At 52.0% G+C, this 17,406-nt stretch carries 12 protein-coding genes; 3 read left to right on the forward strand and 9 right to left on the reverse strand.

Going from position 1 to position 17,406, the window contains the following annotated elements; all coding sequences use genetic code 11:
• Positions 1-388 precede the first annotated feature (388 nt).
• Together malQ and malP are read right to left on the reverse strand one after the other, a co-directional pair.
• Complete coding sequence (gene malQ / locus EPE01S_RS09400; RefSeq protein ID WP_062744383.1) at positions 389-2,476, reverse strand: 4-alpha-glucanotransferase; 2,088 nt, start codon at positions 2,474-2,476, stop codon at positions 389-391.
• A 9-nt stretch (positions 2,477-2,485) separates the two neighbouring features.
• The gene (gene malP, locus EPE01S_RS09405; protein WP_062744384.1) at positions 2,486-4,888 is read right to left on the reverse strand and encodes a maltodextrin phosphorylase; all 2,403 of its coding nucleotides are present in this window, start codon (positions 4,886-4,888) and stop codon (positions 2,486-2,488) included.
• A 323-nt stretch (positions 4,889-5,211) separates the two neighbouring features.
• Here malP and malT point away from each other — a divergent pair, with 323 nt between their 5' ends.
• On the forward strand, positions 5,212-7,938 hold the full coding sequence (gene malT / locus EPE01S_RS09410) for an HTH-type transcriptional regulator MalT (protein ID WP_062744385.1): 2,727 nt from the start codon (positions 5,212-5,214) through the stop codon (positions 7,936-7,938).
• Positions 7,939-8,273: 335 nt separating this feature from the next.
• Here the strand turns inward: malT and EPE01S_RS09415 are convergent, their stop codons facing one another.
• Genes EPE01S_RS09415 through EPE01S_RS22855 form a run of 4 tightly spaced genes read right to left on the reverse strand, consistent with a single transcriptional unit; the run spans position 8,274 to position 10,201 of the window.
• Positions 8,274-8,792, reverse strand: a complete 519-nt coding sequence (locus EPE01S_RS09415; protein ID WP_062744386.1) for a hypothetical protein — start codon at positions 8,790-8,792, stop codon at positions 8,274-8,276.
• Positions 8,793-8,828: 36 nt separating this feature from the next.
• Positions 8,829-9,320 (reverse strand): type VI secretion system tube protein TssD, encoded by a 492-nt coding sequence (tssD, locus tag EPE01S_RS09420; RefSeq protein WP_062744387.1) that lies wholly within the window; start codon positions 9,318-9,320, stop codon positions 8,829-8,831.
• Complete coding sequence (locus EPE01S_RS09425) at positions 9,321-9,821, reverse strand: hypothetical protein (RefSeq protein WP_157076002.1); 501 nt, start codon at positions 9,819-9,821, stop codon at positions 9,321-9,323.
• Positions 9,822-9,841: 20 nt separating this feature from the next.
• Positions 9,842-10,201: a tlde1 domain-containing protein gene (locus tag EPE01S_RS22855; RefSeq protein WP_072277435.1), complete on the reverse strand. Its 360-nt coding sequence runs from the start codon at positions 10,199-10,201 to the stop codon at positions 9,842-9,844.
• A gap of 476 nt (positions 10,202-10,677) precedes the next feature.
• Here EPE01S_RS22855 and symE point away from each other — a divergent pair, with 476 nt between their 5' ends.
• Positions 10,678-11,019 (forward strand): endoribonuclease SymE, encoded by a 342-nt coding sequence (gene symE / locus EPE01S_RS09430; protein ID WP_062744389.1) that lies wholly within the window; start codon positions 10,678-10,680, stop codon positions 11,017-11,019.
• Between the two features lie 296 nt (positions 11,020-11,315).
• The gene (locus EPE01S_RS09435) at positions 11,316-12,689 is read left to right on the forward strand and encodes a DNA cytosine methyltransferase (RefSeq protein WP_062744390.1); all 1,374 of its coding nucleotides are present in this window, start codon (positions 11,316-11,318) and stop codon (positions 12,687-12,689) included.
• A gap of 36 nt (positions 12,690-12,725) precedes the next feature.
• Here EPE01S_RS09435 and EPE01S_RS22860 read toward each other — a convergent pair whose 3' ends face one another.
• The 3 genes from EPE01S_RS22860 to EPE01S_RS09450 all read right to left on the reverse strand — a co-directional run bounded on the left by EPE01S_RS22860 (position 12,726) and on the right by EPE01S_RS09450 (position 17,362).
• Complete coding sequence (locus EPE01S_RS22860; RefSeq protein WP_072277436.1) at positions 12,726-13,418, reverse strand: SinI family restriction endonuclease; 693 nt, start codon at positions 13,416-13,418, stop codon at positions 12,726-12,728.
• 733 nt (positions 13,419-14,151) lie between these two features.
• Entirely contained in the window at positions 14,152-14,643 is a 492-nt protein-coding gene (cueR, locus tag EPE01S_RS22865) for a Cu(I)-responsive transcriptional regulator (protein WP_072277437.1), read from the reverse strand.
• 187 nt (positions 14,644-14,830) lie between these two features.
• Entirely contained in the window at positions 14,831-17,362 is a 2,532-nt protein-coding gene (locus tag EPE01S_RS09450; protein ID WP_062744393.1) for a heavy metal translocating P-type ATPase, read from the reverse strand.
• Positions 17,363-17,406 lie beyond the last annotated feature (44 nt).

Raw genomic sequence — 17,406 nt, forward strand, 5'->3', positions numbered from 1 at the left:
ACCAGGACGAACCGCCAGGACGGCGGTGAGAGGGAGAGCCGGCACAGGGATGTGCCGTCACGACCGGTGCGTCGGTGAACGACGCTTGCGAAGGCACCCGCTGAAAGCGGGCGATGCGCCTGCCGCAAGCCCGGGTCCCCAGGGCGGCGGCGACTGGCCGCCCTGGGTCGCTCAGCCCGCGCAGCGGGAAAGCGAAACGTCCTTGACGTTGACCTGGACCATCGTGCAGACCTGCGTCACTGGTCGATCGGAACAGAAGACCGGACACGGATAATGCCGGTATAGTTTTACAGGGATACCTCAGTGGCCGCCCCCTGATTCTGATGATTTTACCCAACAAAAAAGGGTTTCCCCCACCGGCAGAAACCCTTTTTTCACTGCTTTGACCTCAGCTCACCGACACCCTGCGCCGCCGTTTATCCAGATCCTTGATCAGCTTATTGACCCGATCGTCAGCGAACATCTCCTCCAGCGTGTGCGAGAGCTTACGCCGCCAGTTGGGATACTCATCGCTGGTGCCCGGCACATTCACCGGCGTGGCCATATCCAGCCAGTCCTCCGGCTGAAGGCCCAGCAGCGCGCAGGCGCTGTCGGCCACATAGCGTTGCAGGCCGCGGTTAATCACCGGCGTCATCGCCATCAGTTCAGCATGGCGGCCGGTTTTCTGTGGAATACAGCCGTAGTGATGCAGCCCGTCCAGCAGCCCCTGACGCGCGCGAGCGCGGTCAAGGTACAGCTCCTGCAACACGCTGTCATCACGATACAGGCCAAGCGTTTTCCCCAGCGCCAGATCGTCCGCCTGCCAGTAGCCGCGCAGCGTGGGCAGATCGTGCGTGGTGATGGTCGCCATCGCCTGCACCGGATAGGACTGCGGCGCACGGAAGTTATTCTCCTCATCGCGCTCAAAATAGAGCACCTTGTAAGAGTAAACCCCGCCTTCGCGCAGCTTGCTGACGATCTCCACCGGCACCGTCCCCAGATCTTCACCGATCACCATACAGCGATGGCGCTGGCTCTCCAGCGCGAGGATCGCCAGCAGATCGTCCACCGGATAGTGCACGTAGGCCCCTTTATCCGCCGTCTCTCCCGCCGGGATCCACCACAGGCGCAGCAGCGCCATCACATGATCGATACGCAGCGCCCCGCAGCTGGTCATATTGGCCCGCAGCAGATCGATAAACGGCTGATAGCCGCGCTTCACCATCACATGCGGATCCATCGGCCGCAGATCCCAGTTCTGGCCCTGCGGGCCGAGAATATCCGGCGGCGCGCCCACCGAGGCTTTCAGGCAGTACAGGTCGCCATCGCTCCAGGTTTCCGCGCCGCCGCCGACCACACCGACCGCCAGATCGCGGTACAGCCCCATCGGCATCGCCTGCTGCTGGCTGGTGTGATAGCACCTGGCGAACTGGGTTTCCGCCAGCCACTGCAGCCAGAGATAAAACGCCACCTCCTGCGCGTGCTGCTTGCAGAACGCCCGTACCGCCGGGCCGCGGGCGTCGTGATACTGTTCGGGCCACTGGTTCCAGCCCACCCCTTTACCGCTCTCCTGCGCCAGGTGGGCGTACAGCGCGTCAAACGCGGCCTGCAGCCAGAGGCTCTCCCCGCCTTCGCGGGTAAAGCTGGCCAGCGCTCTGACCTGCGCATCCTGCGGCTTACGCCCGAGAAAATGCGCATAGGCCAGCCGCAGCCCTTCCAGCTTGAGCGGCACCACGCTGGCATAATCCACCTCGTCGCTGGCACGGGCGGCTTTTAATCGCTGCTGGGTATCAGGCTGCTGCCACCAGCGCTGCGCCGCGTCGCTCTGCCGGAAATCGTCCACCGCGCCAACGTCGATATACACGACGTTCAGCCAGCGGCGCGATGACGGGCTGTAAGGACTGGCCGCCGCCGGGTTGGCCGGATAGAGCGCATGGATCGGGTTCAGCCCGACGAAGGCCCCGCCGCGTTCGGCAATGTTCTTCAGCAGCAGATTCAGATCGCCAAAATCCCCGATGCCCCAGTTACTGTCCGACCGCAGCGTATACAGCTGCACGCAGGCTCCCCACAGCTTTTTCCCGGCCAGCAGGGCATCCGGTTCATAGCAGCGTTTCGGGGCGACAATCACCCGGCACTGCCACTCTTCACTCTCCTGCGTCAGCGTCAGCTGGTGGTAGCCAGGCGGGATCTTCCCCGCCAGCGCCAGCGTCATTTTACCGCTGATGCGCCCGCGCTGCGTGGCACCGCCCTCCAGCTGCAGTGTCCACAGGTATTCCCCGTCCCCCTCCACCGGCAGCGCCAGGCGCTGCCCGGCAACAAACACTTTCACCCCCGGCACCGGGGTGGCGGGCCTGTGCCCTGCCACCGTCCAGCCCATCGCCATTAACAGCTCCCGCCTGGTTTCCGCCGCAATTGCCTGCTGCTGGCCGTGCGCATTGATAAAACCGGCGGCGATCCCCGCCTCCCTGGCCGCCTGCTCCAGTGTGTTGTTCTCCATGCGGACTCCTTAGCGTTTCGCCTGCCAGATACGCTGCTGATAGTCGCGAATGGCGCGATCAGAGCTGAACATGCCGACGCGGGCGGTGTTGAGGATGGTTTTACGCGTCCACGCCTCGCGATCGCGGAACAGCAGATCGACCTTGCGCTGTGCGGCGCAGTAATCCGCAAAGTCTGCCAGCACCAGGTACGGGTCGCCGCCACCGAGCAGGCTGTCGAGCATCAGGCTGAAGGCCGTTTTATCCCCGTTGCTGAAGAAGCCGTTTTCCAGCTCTGTCAGAATGCTGTCCAGATGCTTATCTTTTTTGCGCAGGGCCCGCGGATCGTAGCCTTTCGCCTGCAGCGCTTTGACCTGATCGACGGTGTTGCCGAAGATAAAGATATTGTCTTCGCCTACCTGCTCGGCGATTTCGACGTTGGCCCCGTCGAGCGTGCCGACGGTCATCGCGCCGTTGAGCGCCAGCTTCATGTTGCCGGTGCCGGAGGCTTCTTTACCGGCCGTGGAGATCTGCTCGGAGACGTCCGCCGCCGGGATCATCAGCTCGGCCACCGACACGCGGTAATCCGGGATAAACACCACTTTCAGGCGGTCACGCACCAGCGGGTCGTTATTGACCTTTTCCGCTACCTGGTTGATGGCATAAATGATGTTTTTCGCCAGGTAATAGCCCGGTGCCGCTTTGGCACCGAACAGGAACACGCGCGGCACGATGTCCATTTCCGGGTTATCACGCAGCTGGCGGTAGAGCGACAGAATATGCAGCAGGTTGAGATGCTGACGTTTGTATTCGTGCAGGCGTTTGATCTGCACGTCGAAGATCGCCTCCGGGTTCAGCGTCAGCCCGGTGACCTGCTTCACGTACGCCGCCAGCCGGATTTTATTGTCACGCTTAATCTGCTGATAGCGCTGGCAGAACGCCGTATCATCCAGCGATGCTTCCAGCCCCTGCAGCGCATCGAGATCCGTCACCCATTCGGTTTTCAGCGTGTCATCGATCAGCGCTGAGAGCGCCGGGTTGCACTGCTTTAACCAGCGGCGCGGGGTGATACCGTTGGTGACGTTGTGGAATTTGGTCGGCCACAGCTGGTGATATTCCGGGAACAGATCCTTCACCACCAGCCCGGAGTGCAGTGCCGCGACGCCGTTCACCGCAAAGCCGCTGACCACGCACAGATTGGCCATGCGCACCTGGCGGTTCTGATGCACCGAGAGCTTTTCCCACACCGCTTTGTCGCCCGGCCACTGTTTTTCGACGACCTTACGGAAACGGGCGTTAATGGCTTTGATCAGCGAGAAGTGGCGCGGCAGCAGGCTGCGTACCAGCTTCTCATCCCAGCACTCCAGCGCTTCCGGCATCAGCGTGTGGTTGGTGTAGGCAAAAGTTCTCTGCACGATACCCCAGGCCGCGTCCCATTCCAGCTGATGCTCGTCAAGCAGGATGCGCAGCAGCTCCGGGATGGCGATGGTCGGATGGGTGTCGTTCAGCTGGATCACCTCATAGTCGGGCAGATCCTGAATTTTGCGGCCGAGGAAGTGATGGCGGCGCAGAATGTCCGCCACCGAGCACGCGCACTGGAAATACTGCTGCATCAGGCGCAGGCGCTTGCCGGCACCGTGGTTGTCGTTCGGGTAGAGCACTTTGGTCAGCTTCGCGGCGTCGATGCCCTTCTGCTCTGCCCTGAGGAACGCGCCGTCGTTAAACAGCGCCAGGTCGAACGGATGCACGTCGGTGGCCTGCCACAGGCGCAGCGGCTGGGTGACGCCATTCTGGTAGCCGACGACCGGCAGGTCCCAGGCTTCGCCGCGCAGCGTGAACGCCGGCTGCCACTGCTCTGCGCCCTGCGCATCCTTCACCAGCTTACCGCCAAAGGCGACGTCCACCGACAGCGCACTGTTGTGACTGAACCACGGATAGCTTTCGCGCTGCCAGTTGTCCGGGGCCTCCTGCTGCTGCCCAGCCTGAAAGGACTGGCGGAACAGGCCGTACTGGTAGTTTAAACCGTAACCGGTGGCGGGCTGCCCGACGGTGGCCATCGAATCGAGGAAACAGGCCGCCAGACGGCCCAGGCCGCCGTTGCCCAGCGCCGGGTCGGTCTCCTGCTCCAGCACGTCGGCCAGCTCAACGCCCTGCTCCTGCAGCGCCTGGCTGACCGTGTCATACCAGCCGAGGTTGATCAGATTATTGGCGGTCAGGCGGCCAATCAGAAACTCCATCGAAATATAGTTCACATGACGCTGCGGGTGCGGCGTCGCTGCGGGTGCGGGCTGCGCGTTCAGCTGCTCTGACAGCGCTGCGCTGGTTGCCTGCCACCACTGGTGCGGCGTCATGTCCTGTGCCTGCTGTAAGCCGAACCCCTGCCACTGGCGTTTTAGCGCGGCGATAAACTGCTTTTTATCTAAAGTCACCTGCATCACATGCCTCTTTATTCGGGAATCTGTAGGAAAAGTGGAGTGTTATTAAGCGCTATGCTGCAACCTTCAGCGCGGGGCGGCATCCTCCCGCCAGCGATTAGGCAGGGAGGAGAAACGGGGCGTAGCCGGAGGAGACGGGCGGTCAGGGGGAAGGGGTCAAAAATTTGTCTTTAGAAATGTGATGCAGAGCAAGTTAACGGCATGTAAATACGTAACATTGTTGCATTCGATGTTTCAAAGGAGGACTTTAGAAAAAGTGATTAATTACGCGCTGCGAAATAAAGATTACGTCCCCCTGACTACCGTCAAAAGAATCGATAAAAATGCTGATCCCATCAAAACTGAGCCGCCCGGTGCGGCAGCAAAATACCGTGGTTCGCGACCGACTGCTGACAAAGCTTTCGGCGGCCCCTCACTATCGTCTGACGCTGGTTGCCAGCCCGGCGGGCTACGGTAAGACGACGCTGGTGGCCCACTGGGCGGCGGGTAAGAGCGATCTGGGCTGGTATTCTCTTGATGAAAGCGACAACCTGCCGGAGCGTTTTGCCAGCTATCTGATCGCCGCGATTCAGCAGGCCTGCGGCGGCCACTGCGGCAAAAGCGAGGCCCTCAGCCAGAAGCATCAGTACGCCAGCCTGCCCGCGCTGTTTGCACAGCTGTTTGTCGAGCTGTCCGACTGGCACCGTCCGCTGCTGCTGGTGATTGATGATTATCATCTGATTTCTAACGAAGCGATCCACGATGGGATGCGCTTCTTCCTGCGGCATCAGCCGGAGAACCTCTCGCTGGTGGTGCTGTCCCGCACCCTGCCGCCGCTCGGCATCGCCAACCTGCGCGTGCGCGAGCAGCTGCTGGAGCTGAACGCCGCGCATCTGGCGTTTACCCACCCGGAGACACAGCAGTTTTTCGACAACCGTCTGAAGGATCCGATTGACCAGGCCGACAGCAGCCGCCTGTGCGACGACGTGGCCGGCTGGGCCACCGCCCTGCAGCTGATCGCCCTGTCCGCCCGCCAGTCCAGCACGCCGTCGCGCCAGTACACCCAGCAGTCTGCACGTAAGCTGGCGGGTCTGAACGCCAGCCATCTGTCCGACTATCTGGTGGATGAGGTTCTGGATCGCGTGGATGCCCCGACGCGGGATTTTCTGCTGCGCTGCTCGCTGCTGCGCTCGATGAATGATGCGCTGATTGTGCGCCTGACCGGCGACGGCAACGGCCAGCAGCGGCTGGAGGAGCTGGAGCGCCAGGGCCTGTTTATCCACCGCATGGATGACACCGGAGAGTGGTTTAACTTCCATCCGCTGTTTGCCAGCTTCCTGCGCCAGCGCTGTCAGTGGGAGCTGGCGGCGGAGCTGCCCGCCATCCACCGCGCCGCCGCCGAAGGCTGGCTGGCGCAGGGGTTCCCGGCGGAGGCGATCCACCACGCCCTGGGGGCGGATGATATTGATATGCTGCGCGATATTATGCTGCAGCACGCCTGGTCGCTGTTCAACCAGAGCGAGCTGGCCCTGCTGGAAGAGTGCCTGGCCGCCCTGCCCTACGACCGCCTGATCCAGAGCCCCAGGCTGGTGCTGCTGCAGGCGTGGCTGGCCCAGAGCCAGCACCGCTATGCCGAGGTGGACACGCTGCTGGCGCAGGCAGAAAGCGAGATGCAGAAGCGGGATATCGTGATGGATCAGGATCTGAACGCCGAGTTTAACGCGCTGCGCGCGCAGGTCGCCATTAACGACGGCCGCCAGGACGAGGCCGAACAGCTGGCCGCCGAGGCGCTGCGTTTTCTGCCCTACGAGAGTTTTTACAGCCGCATTGTGGCCACCTCCGTTACCGGAGAGATCCAGCACTGCAAGGGTGACCTGGCCCGCGCCCTGCCGCTGATGCAGCAGACGGAGCAGATTGCCCGCCGCCACGAAGCCTATCACTACGCGCTGTGGGCGCTGCTGCAGCAGAGCGAGATCCTGATTGCCCAGGGCTTTTTGCAGGCCGCGTTTGAGATGCAGGAGCGCGCGTTTGAGCTGGTGCGTGAGCAGCATCTGGAACAGCTGCCGATGCACGAGTTTTTGCTGCGCCTGCGCTCGCAGCTGCTGTGGTCATGGTCACGGCTGGACGATGCCGAAGACGCCGCACGCCAGGGGCTGGAGATCCTCACCAACTTTCAACCGCAGCAGCAGCTGCAGTGCCTGGCAATGCTGGCCAAGTGTTCGCTGGCACGCGGCCAGCTGGACAATGCTCACCACCATTTACAGCGCTGCGAGGCGCTGCTGAAAACCGGGCAGTATCATATCGACTGGCTGACCAACACCGATAAGCCGCGCGTCACCTACTGGCAGATGACCGGCGATAAAGCGGCGGCGCGCCAGTGGTTACAGCAGGCGCGTAAGCCGGATATGGCCGACAACCACTTCCAGCAGGGCCAGTGGCGCAATATTGCCCGCGTGCAGATCCTGCTGGAGAAGTTTGATGAAGCCGAAGTGGTGCTGGATGAGCTGAATCAGAACGCGCGCCAGCTGCGCCTGACCAGCGACCTGAACCGCAACCTGCTGCTGAGTAATCTGCTGTACTGGCACACCGGCCGCAAAGCGGAAGCGCAGCGGGCGCTGATTGAAGCGCTGGGGCTGGCGAACCGCACCGGGTTTATCAGTCACTTTGTGATTGAAGGGGAGATGATGGCGCAGCAGCTGCGTCAGCTGATCCAGCTTAACCTGCTGCCCGACCTGGAGCAGCGCCGGGCGCAGCAGATTTTGCGCGAGATTAACCAGCATCACCGCCATAAGTTTGCGCATTTCGACGAAGGTTTTGTCAATAAGCTGCTGACCCATCCGCAGGTGCCGGAGCTGATCCGCACCAGCCCGCTGACCCAGCGTGAATGGCAGGTGCTGGGGCTGATTTACTCCGGCTACAGCAACGACCAGATCGCCGGGGAGCTGGACGTCGCCTCCACCACCATTAAAACCCATATCCGTAATCTGTATCAGAAGCTGGGCGTGGCGCACCGTCAGGAAGCGGTGCAGCAGGCACAGCATCTGTTGCAGGTGATGGGGTACGGGGCGTAAGGGCCCCGGAAATGCTTTTACTGGCTGCCTGTTCAGCGACCGGTCTGAGGCCAGTTTGAGCACGCCGGATCGGCAAAAGACGCATCCCTGCGCGCCTCGGCACGCGACGTCCTGTCGCGTGACGTCCGGCTTACCTCAAACTGGCCCCCTCCCCGCAAGATAGTGCTCGCGGTGGGTTTTAAAAGCACCAGAACGTGACGATCTCTGCGGATTGACTGGAATCAGAATTCTGGGTTTTGGGATGGGTTCGGATTTTGACGTTGAGGCGGCATTCAGCAGCGCTGAGGAAGTACAGTGAACCAGGACGGCGGTGAGAGCCGGTTACTCGTGTCCCGTTAGCGTAACGCATCGCGGATTGTGCTGGCAGATTTCACTTCCTCAGCCAGCGCCTCCATCGTCCACAAACAGTCCGCACCCTGCGGCCCGGCATCCAGCAGCGCCAGCCGGGTCTGCTCATAGACAGAATGATTCTCGACGGCATCACCGGCCTTATTCAGCGGTGGAAGGCAGCTAGTCCCCGTGCCCTGCTGAAAAGGATAGGCGTGCTGGTGTTGATCCAGAATAGCCAGTACAGCCAGCGTTTCTTTCGCATTCGGTAACAGTGCGTTGTAAAGCGCTTTCCCCAGTTGAATCGCGTGTTGCCTGTCCATTACCGGAGCGAGTTCGGGTGCCAGCGCGATCCATTCACCTTTACCCGCAGAGATATTGTTGAGTATTTCACGCCAGTCGCCGTCGGGAGTATTCCGGGCGAACGCGTGGTTGCCATCTTTTTGAATACCGTGCTGTATCTCTGCGGGGGTTATTGCGGCCCAAGTGAAGGCCGGGAGAAAGAGGAGATATAGCAAGGCTTTCACGGGAGTATCCCGGGTAAGTTATCATTAGCTGTACCGTCACGCTGTCTTTCTTTGATTCCAGCTATCAGAATGGATGATATTACCATCAACATATTTCCAGCTGATTTTTTCATATATAAACTCCACAATTTCCATGTGATTGAAATTCTCCTTAGCAGTGTCTTTAATATCATGCATGAGTGGTAAAATACACTTCACACGCACATTTTCCAGCAGAGTGTTGAAGTACTCAATCTCATAACCGGCATCATTAATCTTAAAAAATTTAAGCTCCACTTGCTTTAGCCTGCGCCCGCTAGTGACGGCTTTATAAAGATAGGAAGAAGATGAATCAATCTCCTTCTCGACAAGATAGGCCAAATGTTTTCTGGTGTTGACTATTTCACCCGTAAGATCATCAGTGGGAAGATAGACTTCATGATGGAGCCCCAGAACTTCAACACTGTTTCCCCTGCCGTGAATATCAACACTGCCTTTAATCAAGTTGCCTGCATCGTCGTGTATGTACATATAAACGGGAATTGCCATCTAATCCACCCTGCGAAATGGGCCAGCCTTACCGACCGTTTTGATAAGTTGCCGCAGGCATTCTTTAGCCTGCGGAGTATCATTCTTGTAAAGAGCCTGGATGGCTTTCACGACATATTCGTTTTGTTCTAGAACCGTTTCGTTATAAAGCGGCATCGAACACACATTACCGATACTGACAGGGGGTAGTTGCTCATCAAGAACATTCATCACGCCCGCCACATTTTTAGGAAGGGCCTGTGCCAGCGCCGTAGCGAGATCTTCAGCGAATCCTGCATCGGTGTAGCGGGCAATCAGCGGAACAATCTGTAGCCATTCAGCCTCCCCAGTGGAAAGACCTTTTACGATTGCCTCCCACTGACTGGTTGATGTTGCCATTGCATTTTCTTTCGCTAAATCATGAATGTATTTTTTCGCACCACTGTCATGAATATTCTCAAGCACAATTTTCGGCGTCATCACATTTATATCGGCTATAGAACTGTATGACAGCATGATCATAGCGAATAAATATATCCTTTTCATCTGACCACCAGAATATCGTCACCGGAATTGAAAATATTTGCTCTAACATTAGCGCCATTGATAATTATACACCCTTCAGAACTACTACCGAGAGTTTTAGGGTTATCACCATGTATTCTGAAAGCATTACGACCAAATGTATTTGTTCCCGCAATAGGTACCAGTTCTATCGTCCAGTTACCTTTACTTCTGGTATGACGAGTAATCCGCCAGTAGCCACGCGGGATCGGCCCGACAAAGCCGACATTCTCTTTAGAAGGGTTATTTTTTCCTTCAGGGCTACCACTATACCCATTTGCGTAATGTGCTCCATTGTGAGTCATTTCACCGGTTCTCTGATTGTACTCCCACGTCATAACACCTCCTTTTGTTATTACAATTAACACTAAAAAAGTAAAGACGAAACCCCAATATAAATCACATGCAGATGATATCATTTCATGCCAATCAAGGAATCATTATCGTCAGAAAAAATAACATTTAAACATATTACGATGTCAAATCAAGAATGTATTATTAAGCGTTCAATTAATACATTTTACACTTAAACACCATTGATTTTAATCCATCCCACACGTAAAAAACAGCTTAAGCATTAGTTTTAGGGGAATTAAAAAAAACTAACAAGCAGAAAAATTATTTAAAAAACCTGTCAGGAGATTACATCCTTTTCATAATTTTCTGAGCCATGCTGCATTTTTTAACTTTGGTTATTTTTCCAAAGTGATTACTTTTTACTGCTGGTTATAATAACAGGGTTATTAATCGCGGCATGAAGGTGCTAGGAACACCGTCATACCGCTAACCGCAACAACTATACGGAGTAGTTATTATGGCTGAGCAGGATTGTAATACAGACGTTGTTAAATCAGAAGTCACCGCGCCCACGCGGCGCCATTTAACCGTGGCTTATGCGAGCACCTATCCAGATTACCAGCGCATCCCGGCGCTGAACATTAAAGGGAAGTGGCTGGAAGCGGCGGGATTTGCCACCGGCACCAGAGTCGATATTCGCGTGATGAACGGCTGCCTGGTCATCACCGCCCGCGATCCCGAACCGCAGGAGTCCGCGTTGATGACGTCACTGAGGAAGGTCTGCACGCTGTCAGTACGTAAGCAGCGCCAGGTGGAGGAGTTTATCGGGGTGATTGCGACGAAACGGGTGAGAAGGTAAGGGATTAAGGAGCAAGTCCCGCCTGGGAACGGGCGGGATAATGAATTTATTAGACTCTATTAGTTAGTTTTTTACTCTCTCAGCTTAAAATTCTCTTCATCTGTCATTTTCTTATTTGATAAAACAGGAGGTACGTATTACCAAAATTAACCCAAACAGCTAATACTCATCTAAAATGGTAGGTATCATGAAATAAAACATCTAATTATCAATAATAAAATCAAATCTTGTCATTGACTAAATTTCTTTTTGGGTATATATTTTTGTTTCCATTTGGAAACAAAAGAGCATGGGAAATGAACGATATCATTACTGTAACTGAAGCATCGCATCTGCTTAAACTAACTCCTCAGCGAGTGAGAATAATGTGTAAACAGGGCAGTATTGATGCATATCAATCAGGAAAAACTTGGTTAATCAAAAGTTCAAGTGTTAAAAAAATGATGCTTATAAATAACAAAAACGATGTTAAAAATAGTAATACTATAATTTCAAAAAGTAAAAAACCTAAAGCACTGAGCTTTTTTAGTGGAGCTATGGGTCTTGATCTTGGTGTTGAAAAAGCTGGTTTTGAAACTTTACTTGCTTGTGAAATAGATAAAGCAGCAAGGCAAACAATCTTACATAATAAACCAGACATGGCCCTCATAGGTGACATTCGAGATTATAGCTCTGATGATATTTTAAAGTTAGCGGGAGTTAATTCCGGCTCAGAAATAGATTTAATAATGGGTGGGCCGCCATGCCAAGCTTTCTCTACTGCCGGGAAACGGTTAGGACTTGAAGACGAACGTGGTAACGTTTTTATAAAATTTCTAGATATATCTCTGGAAATTAGGCCTAAATATATTGTAATTGAGAATGTCAGAGGCCTACTATCAGCGCCAATGAAACACAGGCCTCATAATGAACGTGGTCAAGACCTTCCCCCTTTAGAATCTGATGAACAACCAGGGGGAGTGTTAAACTATATCATAAGAATTATAAAAAGTGCTGGCTACTCCGTATCTTTTAATTTATATAACTCTGCTAACTTTGGTGTTCCGCAGATTAGAGAAAGGGTAATTATAATATGCTCAAGGGATGGTGAAAGAGTTCCTTTTTTACAACCTACACATAGTGAAAACGGAGAATTTAATCTTCCAAAGTGGATAACATTACGTGAGACAATTAAAGACTTAAATGGCGTCACTCATGAGCATGTACTTTTCCCTGAGAAAAGACTGAAATATTTTAAACTTCTTAAACAAGGCCAACACTGGAAAAATTTACCAGAAGACTTACAACGAGAAGCTCTAGGTAAATCCTTTTTCCTTGGTGGTGGTAAAACAGGTTTTTTAAGGCGTGTCGCGTGGGATCGCCCCTCACCAACATTAGTTACACATCCAGCAATGCCAGCAACGGATCTTGCGCATCCTGAAGAATTGCGCCCATTATCAGTCCAAGAGTATAAAATAATTCAACAATTCCCGACAGAATGGTTAATAAAAGGAAAATTACTTGACCAATATAGACAGCTGGGAAATGCTGTTCCAATCGGTCTCGGCTTGGCTGTAGGAAAAAACATCCTAAATCATATGAATGGTAAAAAAATAGAAACATTCCCTAACTTTAGGTACTCAAGGTACAAGAAGACATCTGATATTGAAATTTTTGGAGAATTAATTTAATTAAAAGGAAGGGATGGATACCCTTCCCTTTTTTATTTAATTTAAATTAATTAAATAGTTTTTTACGAAATCACGAAAATCATTTTCATTGAGATTTTTTGAGGATACCTCATCTGGAAAATTCTCCCAGTTAGTTGAATCTCTCTGAGAATAAGTTCTAAACCACTTTTTAATAGGCGTATTGTTACGTATTTTATTACTTGAGGAATTCTCTGTATTATCTCTATTTTTTACTTGTAAAAGACCCCATTCATTTTTTGTACTATCATAATGTATAAAATCAACGTATTTTACACTTGTTCCGGAACACCAAATCCAACCTGACGGCTCCAACTTTTCAGCTAAATACCTCTCCAGTAAGTCACCAACAATGTTTTCAGATGCCATTGAAAGCCGGTGTTCCTCTTTAATTCTTTCTAATGATTCTTGAGGTATTCCAAAGCTTACATTAAGAACCAGACTAACTACTTCATCAGACACAGTCGTAGGAGGGGTCGGTTTTTTTGGAAGTCTACTTTCATTAAATTTTTTTGCTAAATAATCAATATGCTCTTCTTTACCAAAATTTTGTCTTAATCTTTTTGATCTTGGAGTAGAACAACTCTCAGGATGCTGAGAAAGAAAATTAATTAAAATTTGAAACTTTTCTGAAAGATCAGGATTTATTAAATCCATTTTTTCTTTAGCTAAAAGGACAGAATTTTTAGCGAAAAATAGTGTGTCAGTCATTATACCCCTCCCTATGGTTTCGGGAAGTATAAATTTTTTAACTAAAAAACTACAGAAAAAACTGTGCTACCTAATTATTTTTTTGTTTGGTAATCTCTGGCTACTGAACTAGTAATGTGTAGAAAAACTGTATGAATCGAGCAACCAACGGACACAAAAAAAATTTAAGTTGTTGATTTTTAATGTAATAAATACAACTTAACTCTTGGTAATAAATTCCTTTAAACTGCAAGTCTTTCAGCAACTACCATTTGAATTACTTCCCTAACACATCTCAACATGATCCTCAACAGCATCAATACCGCAATTTAACTTAAAGCAGTAGGATCGTCTTATAAATCAGAAGATTTTATTGCCTTAATCAATCTTAACCATAGTGCTCCAATTATCGTTATTTTAGACTTTAAAAGGGATTTTGAGTTGCTGAAGAGGATGGATTGTTACGTTGGTTGCATTGAGTTCAGGCTGTTCCCCCCTCCTGAATCGGATGAATATCGGGTATAGTTGCCCTTCTTTTCTGACTGTACGCTATCGTGCTAATCCAATGACACTGAATCTGTTCTGTTACTTGCTGGCCAGCACACTGACGCTTCTGATCTACGGCGGAGATAAACTGGCTGCCCGAAAAAGTTGGCGGCGGGTACCGGAGTAAACCTTACTGGTATTTGGCTTGCTGGGAGGATGGCCAGTGATCTCCACCCTGAAAAAGTGCCTGGAACCAAAGCTGGGATCGTTACAATGACCTTCGATTGCGCAATGGAGCAAGCGAACTGCTCCCAAACCGAGGTGTTCTTTGAACTCTTTGACGTTTTTGCGATTGTTGTTCCGTTAGCGTTTTGGGTTCAATTAATCCCGCGATGATTGGGCAGCCAGGCTGATTATTACCCTGGCAGTCACGGGCTAATTGCTCAAGCGTTTCCGCCATTGCCTGTAATTCAGCTATCCTGGTTCTTAGCTCTGAAATATGGGTAAGCGCCATTGTTTTCACGTCAGAGCTGGTTCGTTCGCCATCGAGCCATAAGTTCATTAATCCCGAAATTTGTTCAACAGAAAAACCAAGGTCACGTGAACGTCGAATAAAATGAAGACTATCAATATCCGATGAACTGTAATGACGGTAACCGGCATCAGAACGAATTGCTTTTGGTATCAACCCAATTTGTTCGTAATAACGGATCATCTTCGCCGAGATACCTGAGAGTTTAGCTGCCTGACCGATATTCATTTTTTTTCCTCTCTATAAACCCGACAAGCCGAGAGCCTTAATCAGGTTTGGCTTTTGTGATGAAACTGTACCGTAAACTATTTGCTCACCGATCGCGCCGATCGGTGCAACCCGGACGCCGGTACGCGCTTTGGCTTCTGCCATGATGTCAGCATCGGTTATATTCACATCTGGCCGCCCTTTTGATTTATTCAGCTGCATGAATCTGATGACGGTCGTCATCTTGCATAACGGTTTGCTTTATGGGTGGCTGAAAACGTTTTAATCGCAGAGCATTGCCCAGAACAAAGACACTGGAAAGTGCCATTGCCGCAGCGGCAAACATCGGTGAAAGTAACATACCGTTCAGAGGATAAAGCAAACCGGCAGCCACGGGGATCAGTAAGGCATTATAAGCAAAGGCCCAGAACAGATTCTGTTTGATGTTACGAATTGTCGCCTGGCTAAGTGCAATAGCATCAGCAACACCACGTAGATCCCCCGACATTAACACGACATCAGCAGCCTCGATGGCTACATCTGTACCTGTACCAATGGCCAAACCCACATCAGATTCAGCAAGTGCTGGCGCATCGTTAATACCATCGCCAACAAATGCAACTCGAGCGCCATTAGCACGAAATTTTTTCAGGGCTGCAACTTTACCATCGGGTAACACTTCTGCTGCCACTTCATCAATACCGAGTTGTCTGGCAATTGCGGCAGCGGTAGCTTTATTATCACCCGTAATCATTGCAACTTTCAGGCCCAGAGCATGCAGCGCCCTAATCGCTTCAGGCGTCGTTTCTTTGATGGGATCCGCGACCGCGATTATTGCTGCCAGACGGCCATCAATGGCAGCATAGAGTGGACTCTTACCTTGTTCACCCAGACGCCGCGCCGTCGGTTGCAAGCTGTTAACATCAAGGCCAAGCTGAGTCATGTAGCGATCTGCACCAACAGCAACAGTCCGGCCTGCAACCTGAGCAGATACACCAAACCCAGGAACGGCTTCGAAGCTTTCAACAGAAGCCAGAGTGATATCTTGTTGCTTAGCGGCGGCCACAATGGCCTCAGCAATTGGATGCTCAGAACGTGTTTCAATTGCAGCAACTAAAGCTAATACTTCCTTGTATTCAAAACCTTCAGCCGGAACCAAATCGGTTAGCTCAGGACGTCCTTTGGTCAGTGTCCCTGTTTTGTCGAGTGCAACAACACTAACATCACGCAATGCTTGTAACGCTTCACCTTTGCGGAAGAGAACACCCAGTTCGGCTGCACGCCCAGTACCAACCATGATGGATGTTGGTGTAGCTAAACCCATAGCACATGGACAGGCAATAATAAGAACAGCAACTGCATTAATTAACGCAAAAGTTAGCGCGGGATCTGGACCCAGGAATAACCAAATAATGAACGTTAAGCCTGCCCCTACCATTACTGCTGGCACGAACCACATGGTTACTTTATCGACTAAGGCCTGGATGGGTAATTTGGAACCTTGTGCTTGTTCAACTAAACGAATAATTTGTGCAAGAACAGTGTTTGCCCCAATCTTTGTCACACGGAAGCTGAAAGCGCCTGTTTTGTTGATGGTGCCTCCGACAACTTCAGCGCCAATACCTTTCGATACGGGTACAGGCTCACCAGTGATCATGCTTTCATCAACATAAGATGAACCGTCAACAACTTCACCATCAACAGGAATTTTTTCACCAGGACGAACAAGAATGACATCATCTGTTGCTACTTGATCGAGTGGAATCTCAACTATTTTGCCATTGCGATCAACGCGAGCTGTTTTTGCCTGAAGTCCGACTAACCGTTTGATTGCCTGTGAAGTACGGCCTTTTGCACGCGCTTCTAAAGTACGTCCAAGCAGGATCAGGGTGACTATCACAACCGCCGCTTCAAAATAGACGTTTGCTGTTCCTTTCGGCAGTACCCCGGGGATAAAAGTGGCGACAACTGAATATCCATAGGCTGCAATTGTGCCAACAGAAACCAGTGAGTTCATATCAGGAGCACCACGTAACAGTGCCGGTATTCCCTTGCGGAAGAAGCGCATTCCCGGGCCAAACAGAACGATAGTTGCAAGCACAAATTGAATGTACCAGTTCATCTGTTGGCCCAATGTTCTCATTACCAGGTCGTGCATACCGGGGATAACGTGCGATCCCATTTCGAGTATGAAAACGGGTAACGTGAAGATAGCCGCAGTGTACAGCGCCCGGCGTAATGAACGCGCTTCACCTTCACGACGTTCATTGTCTTGATCTTCTGTATTTGCCGATTCGGCAGATAATCGACGAGATGTATAACCAGCCTTAACGACAGCCGCTTCAAGGTCGGCTACAGAAACAACGCCAGCAAAATGGATAATTCGGGCACGTTCTGTCGCTAAATTCACGCAAGCTTCGATAACGCCGGGAGTCTGTGCCAGTGCTTTTTCAACACGTCCGACACAAGATGCACAGGTCATATCTTCAATGGCGAGTTCTGTTATTTCATGACGGACGCTATAACCCGCGCTCTCAATGGCACGAACAGCAGACAGTGCATCGCCTGAATCAGTCAATGTGATATCAGCACGTTCTGTCGCCAGGTTGACTGATGCTGTGCTTATGCCAGGCACGGCTTTTAATGCCTTCTCAACACGACCGACACAAGATGCACAAGTCATACCTTCAACGGGTAAACTGAGCCGGGTGGCTGAGGATATTGTTAGGTTAGTATTCATTGAGATTCCCCTTAAATATGGTTGTTGGGTAGCAACATAAGGTT

Source organism: Erwinia persicina NBRC 102418, from assembly GCF_001571305.1.
GTDB lineage: Bacteria > Pseudomonadota > Gammaproteobacteria > Enterobacterales > Enterobacteriaceae > Erwinia > Erwinia persicina.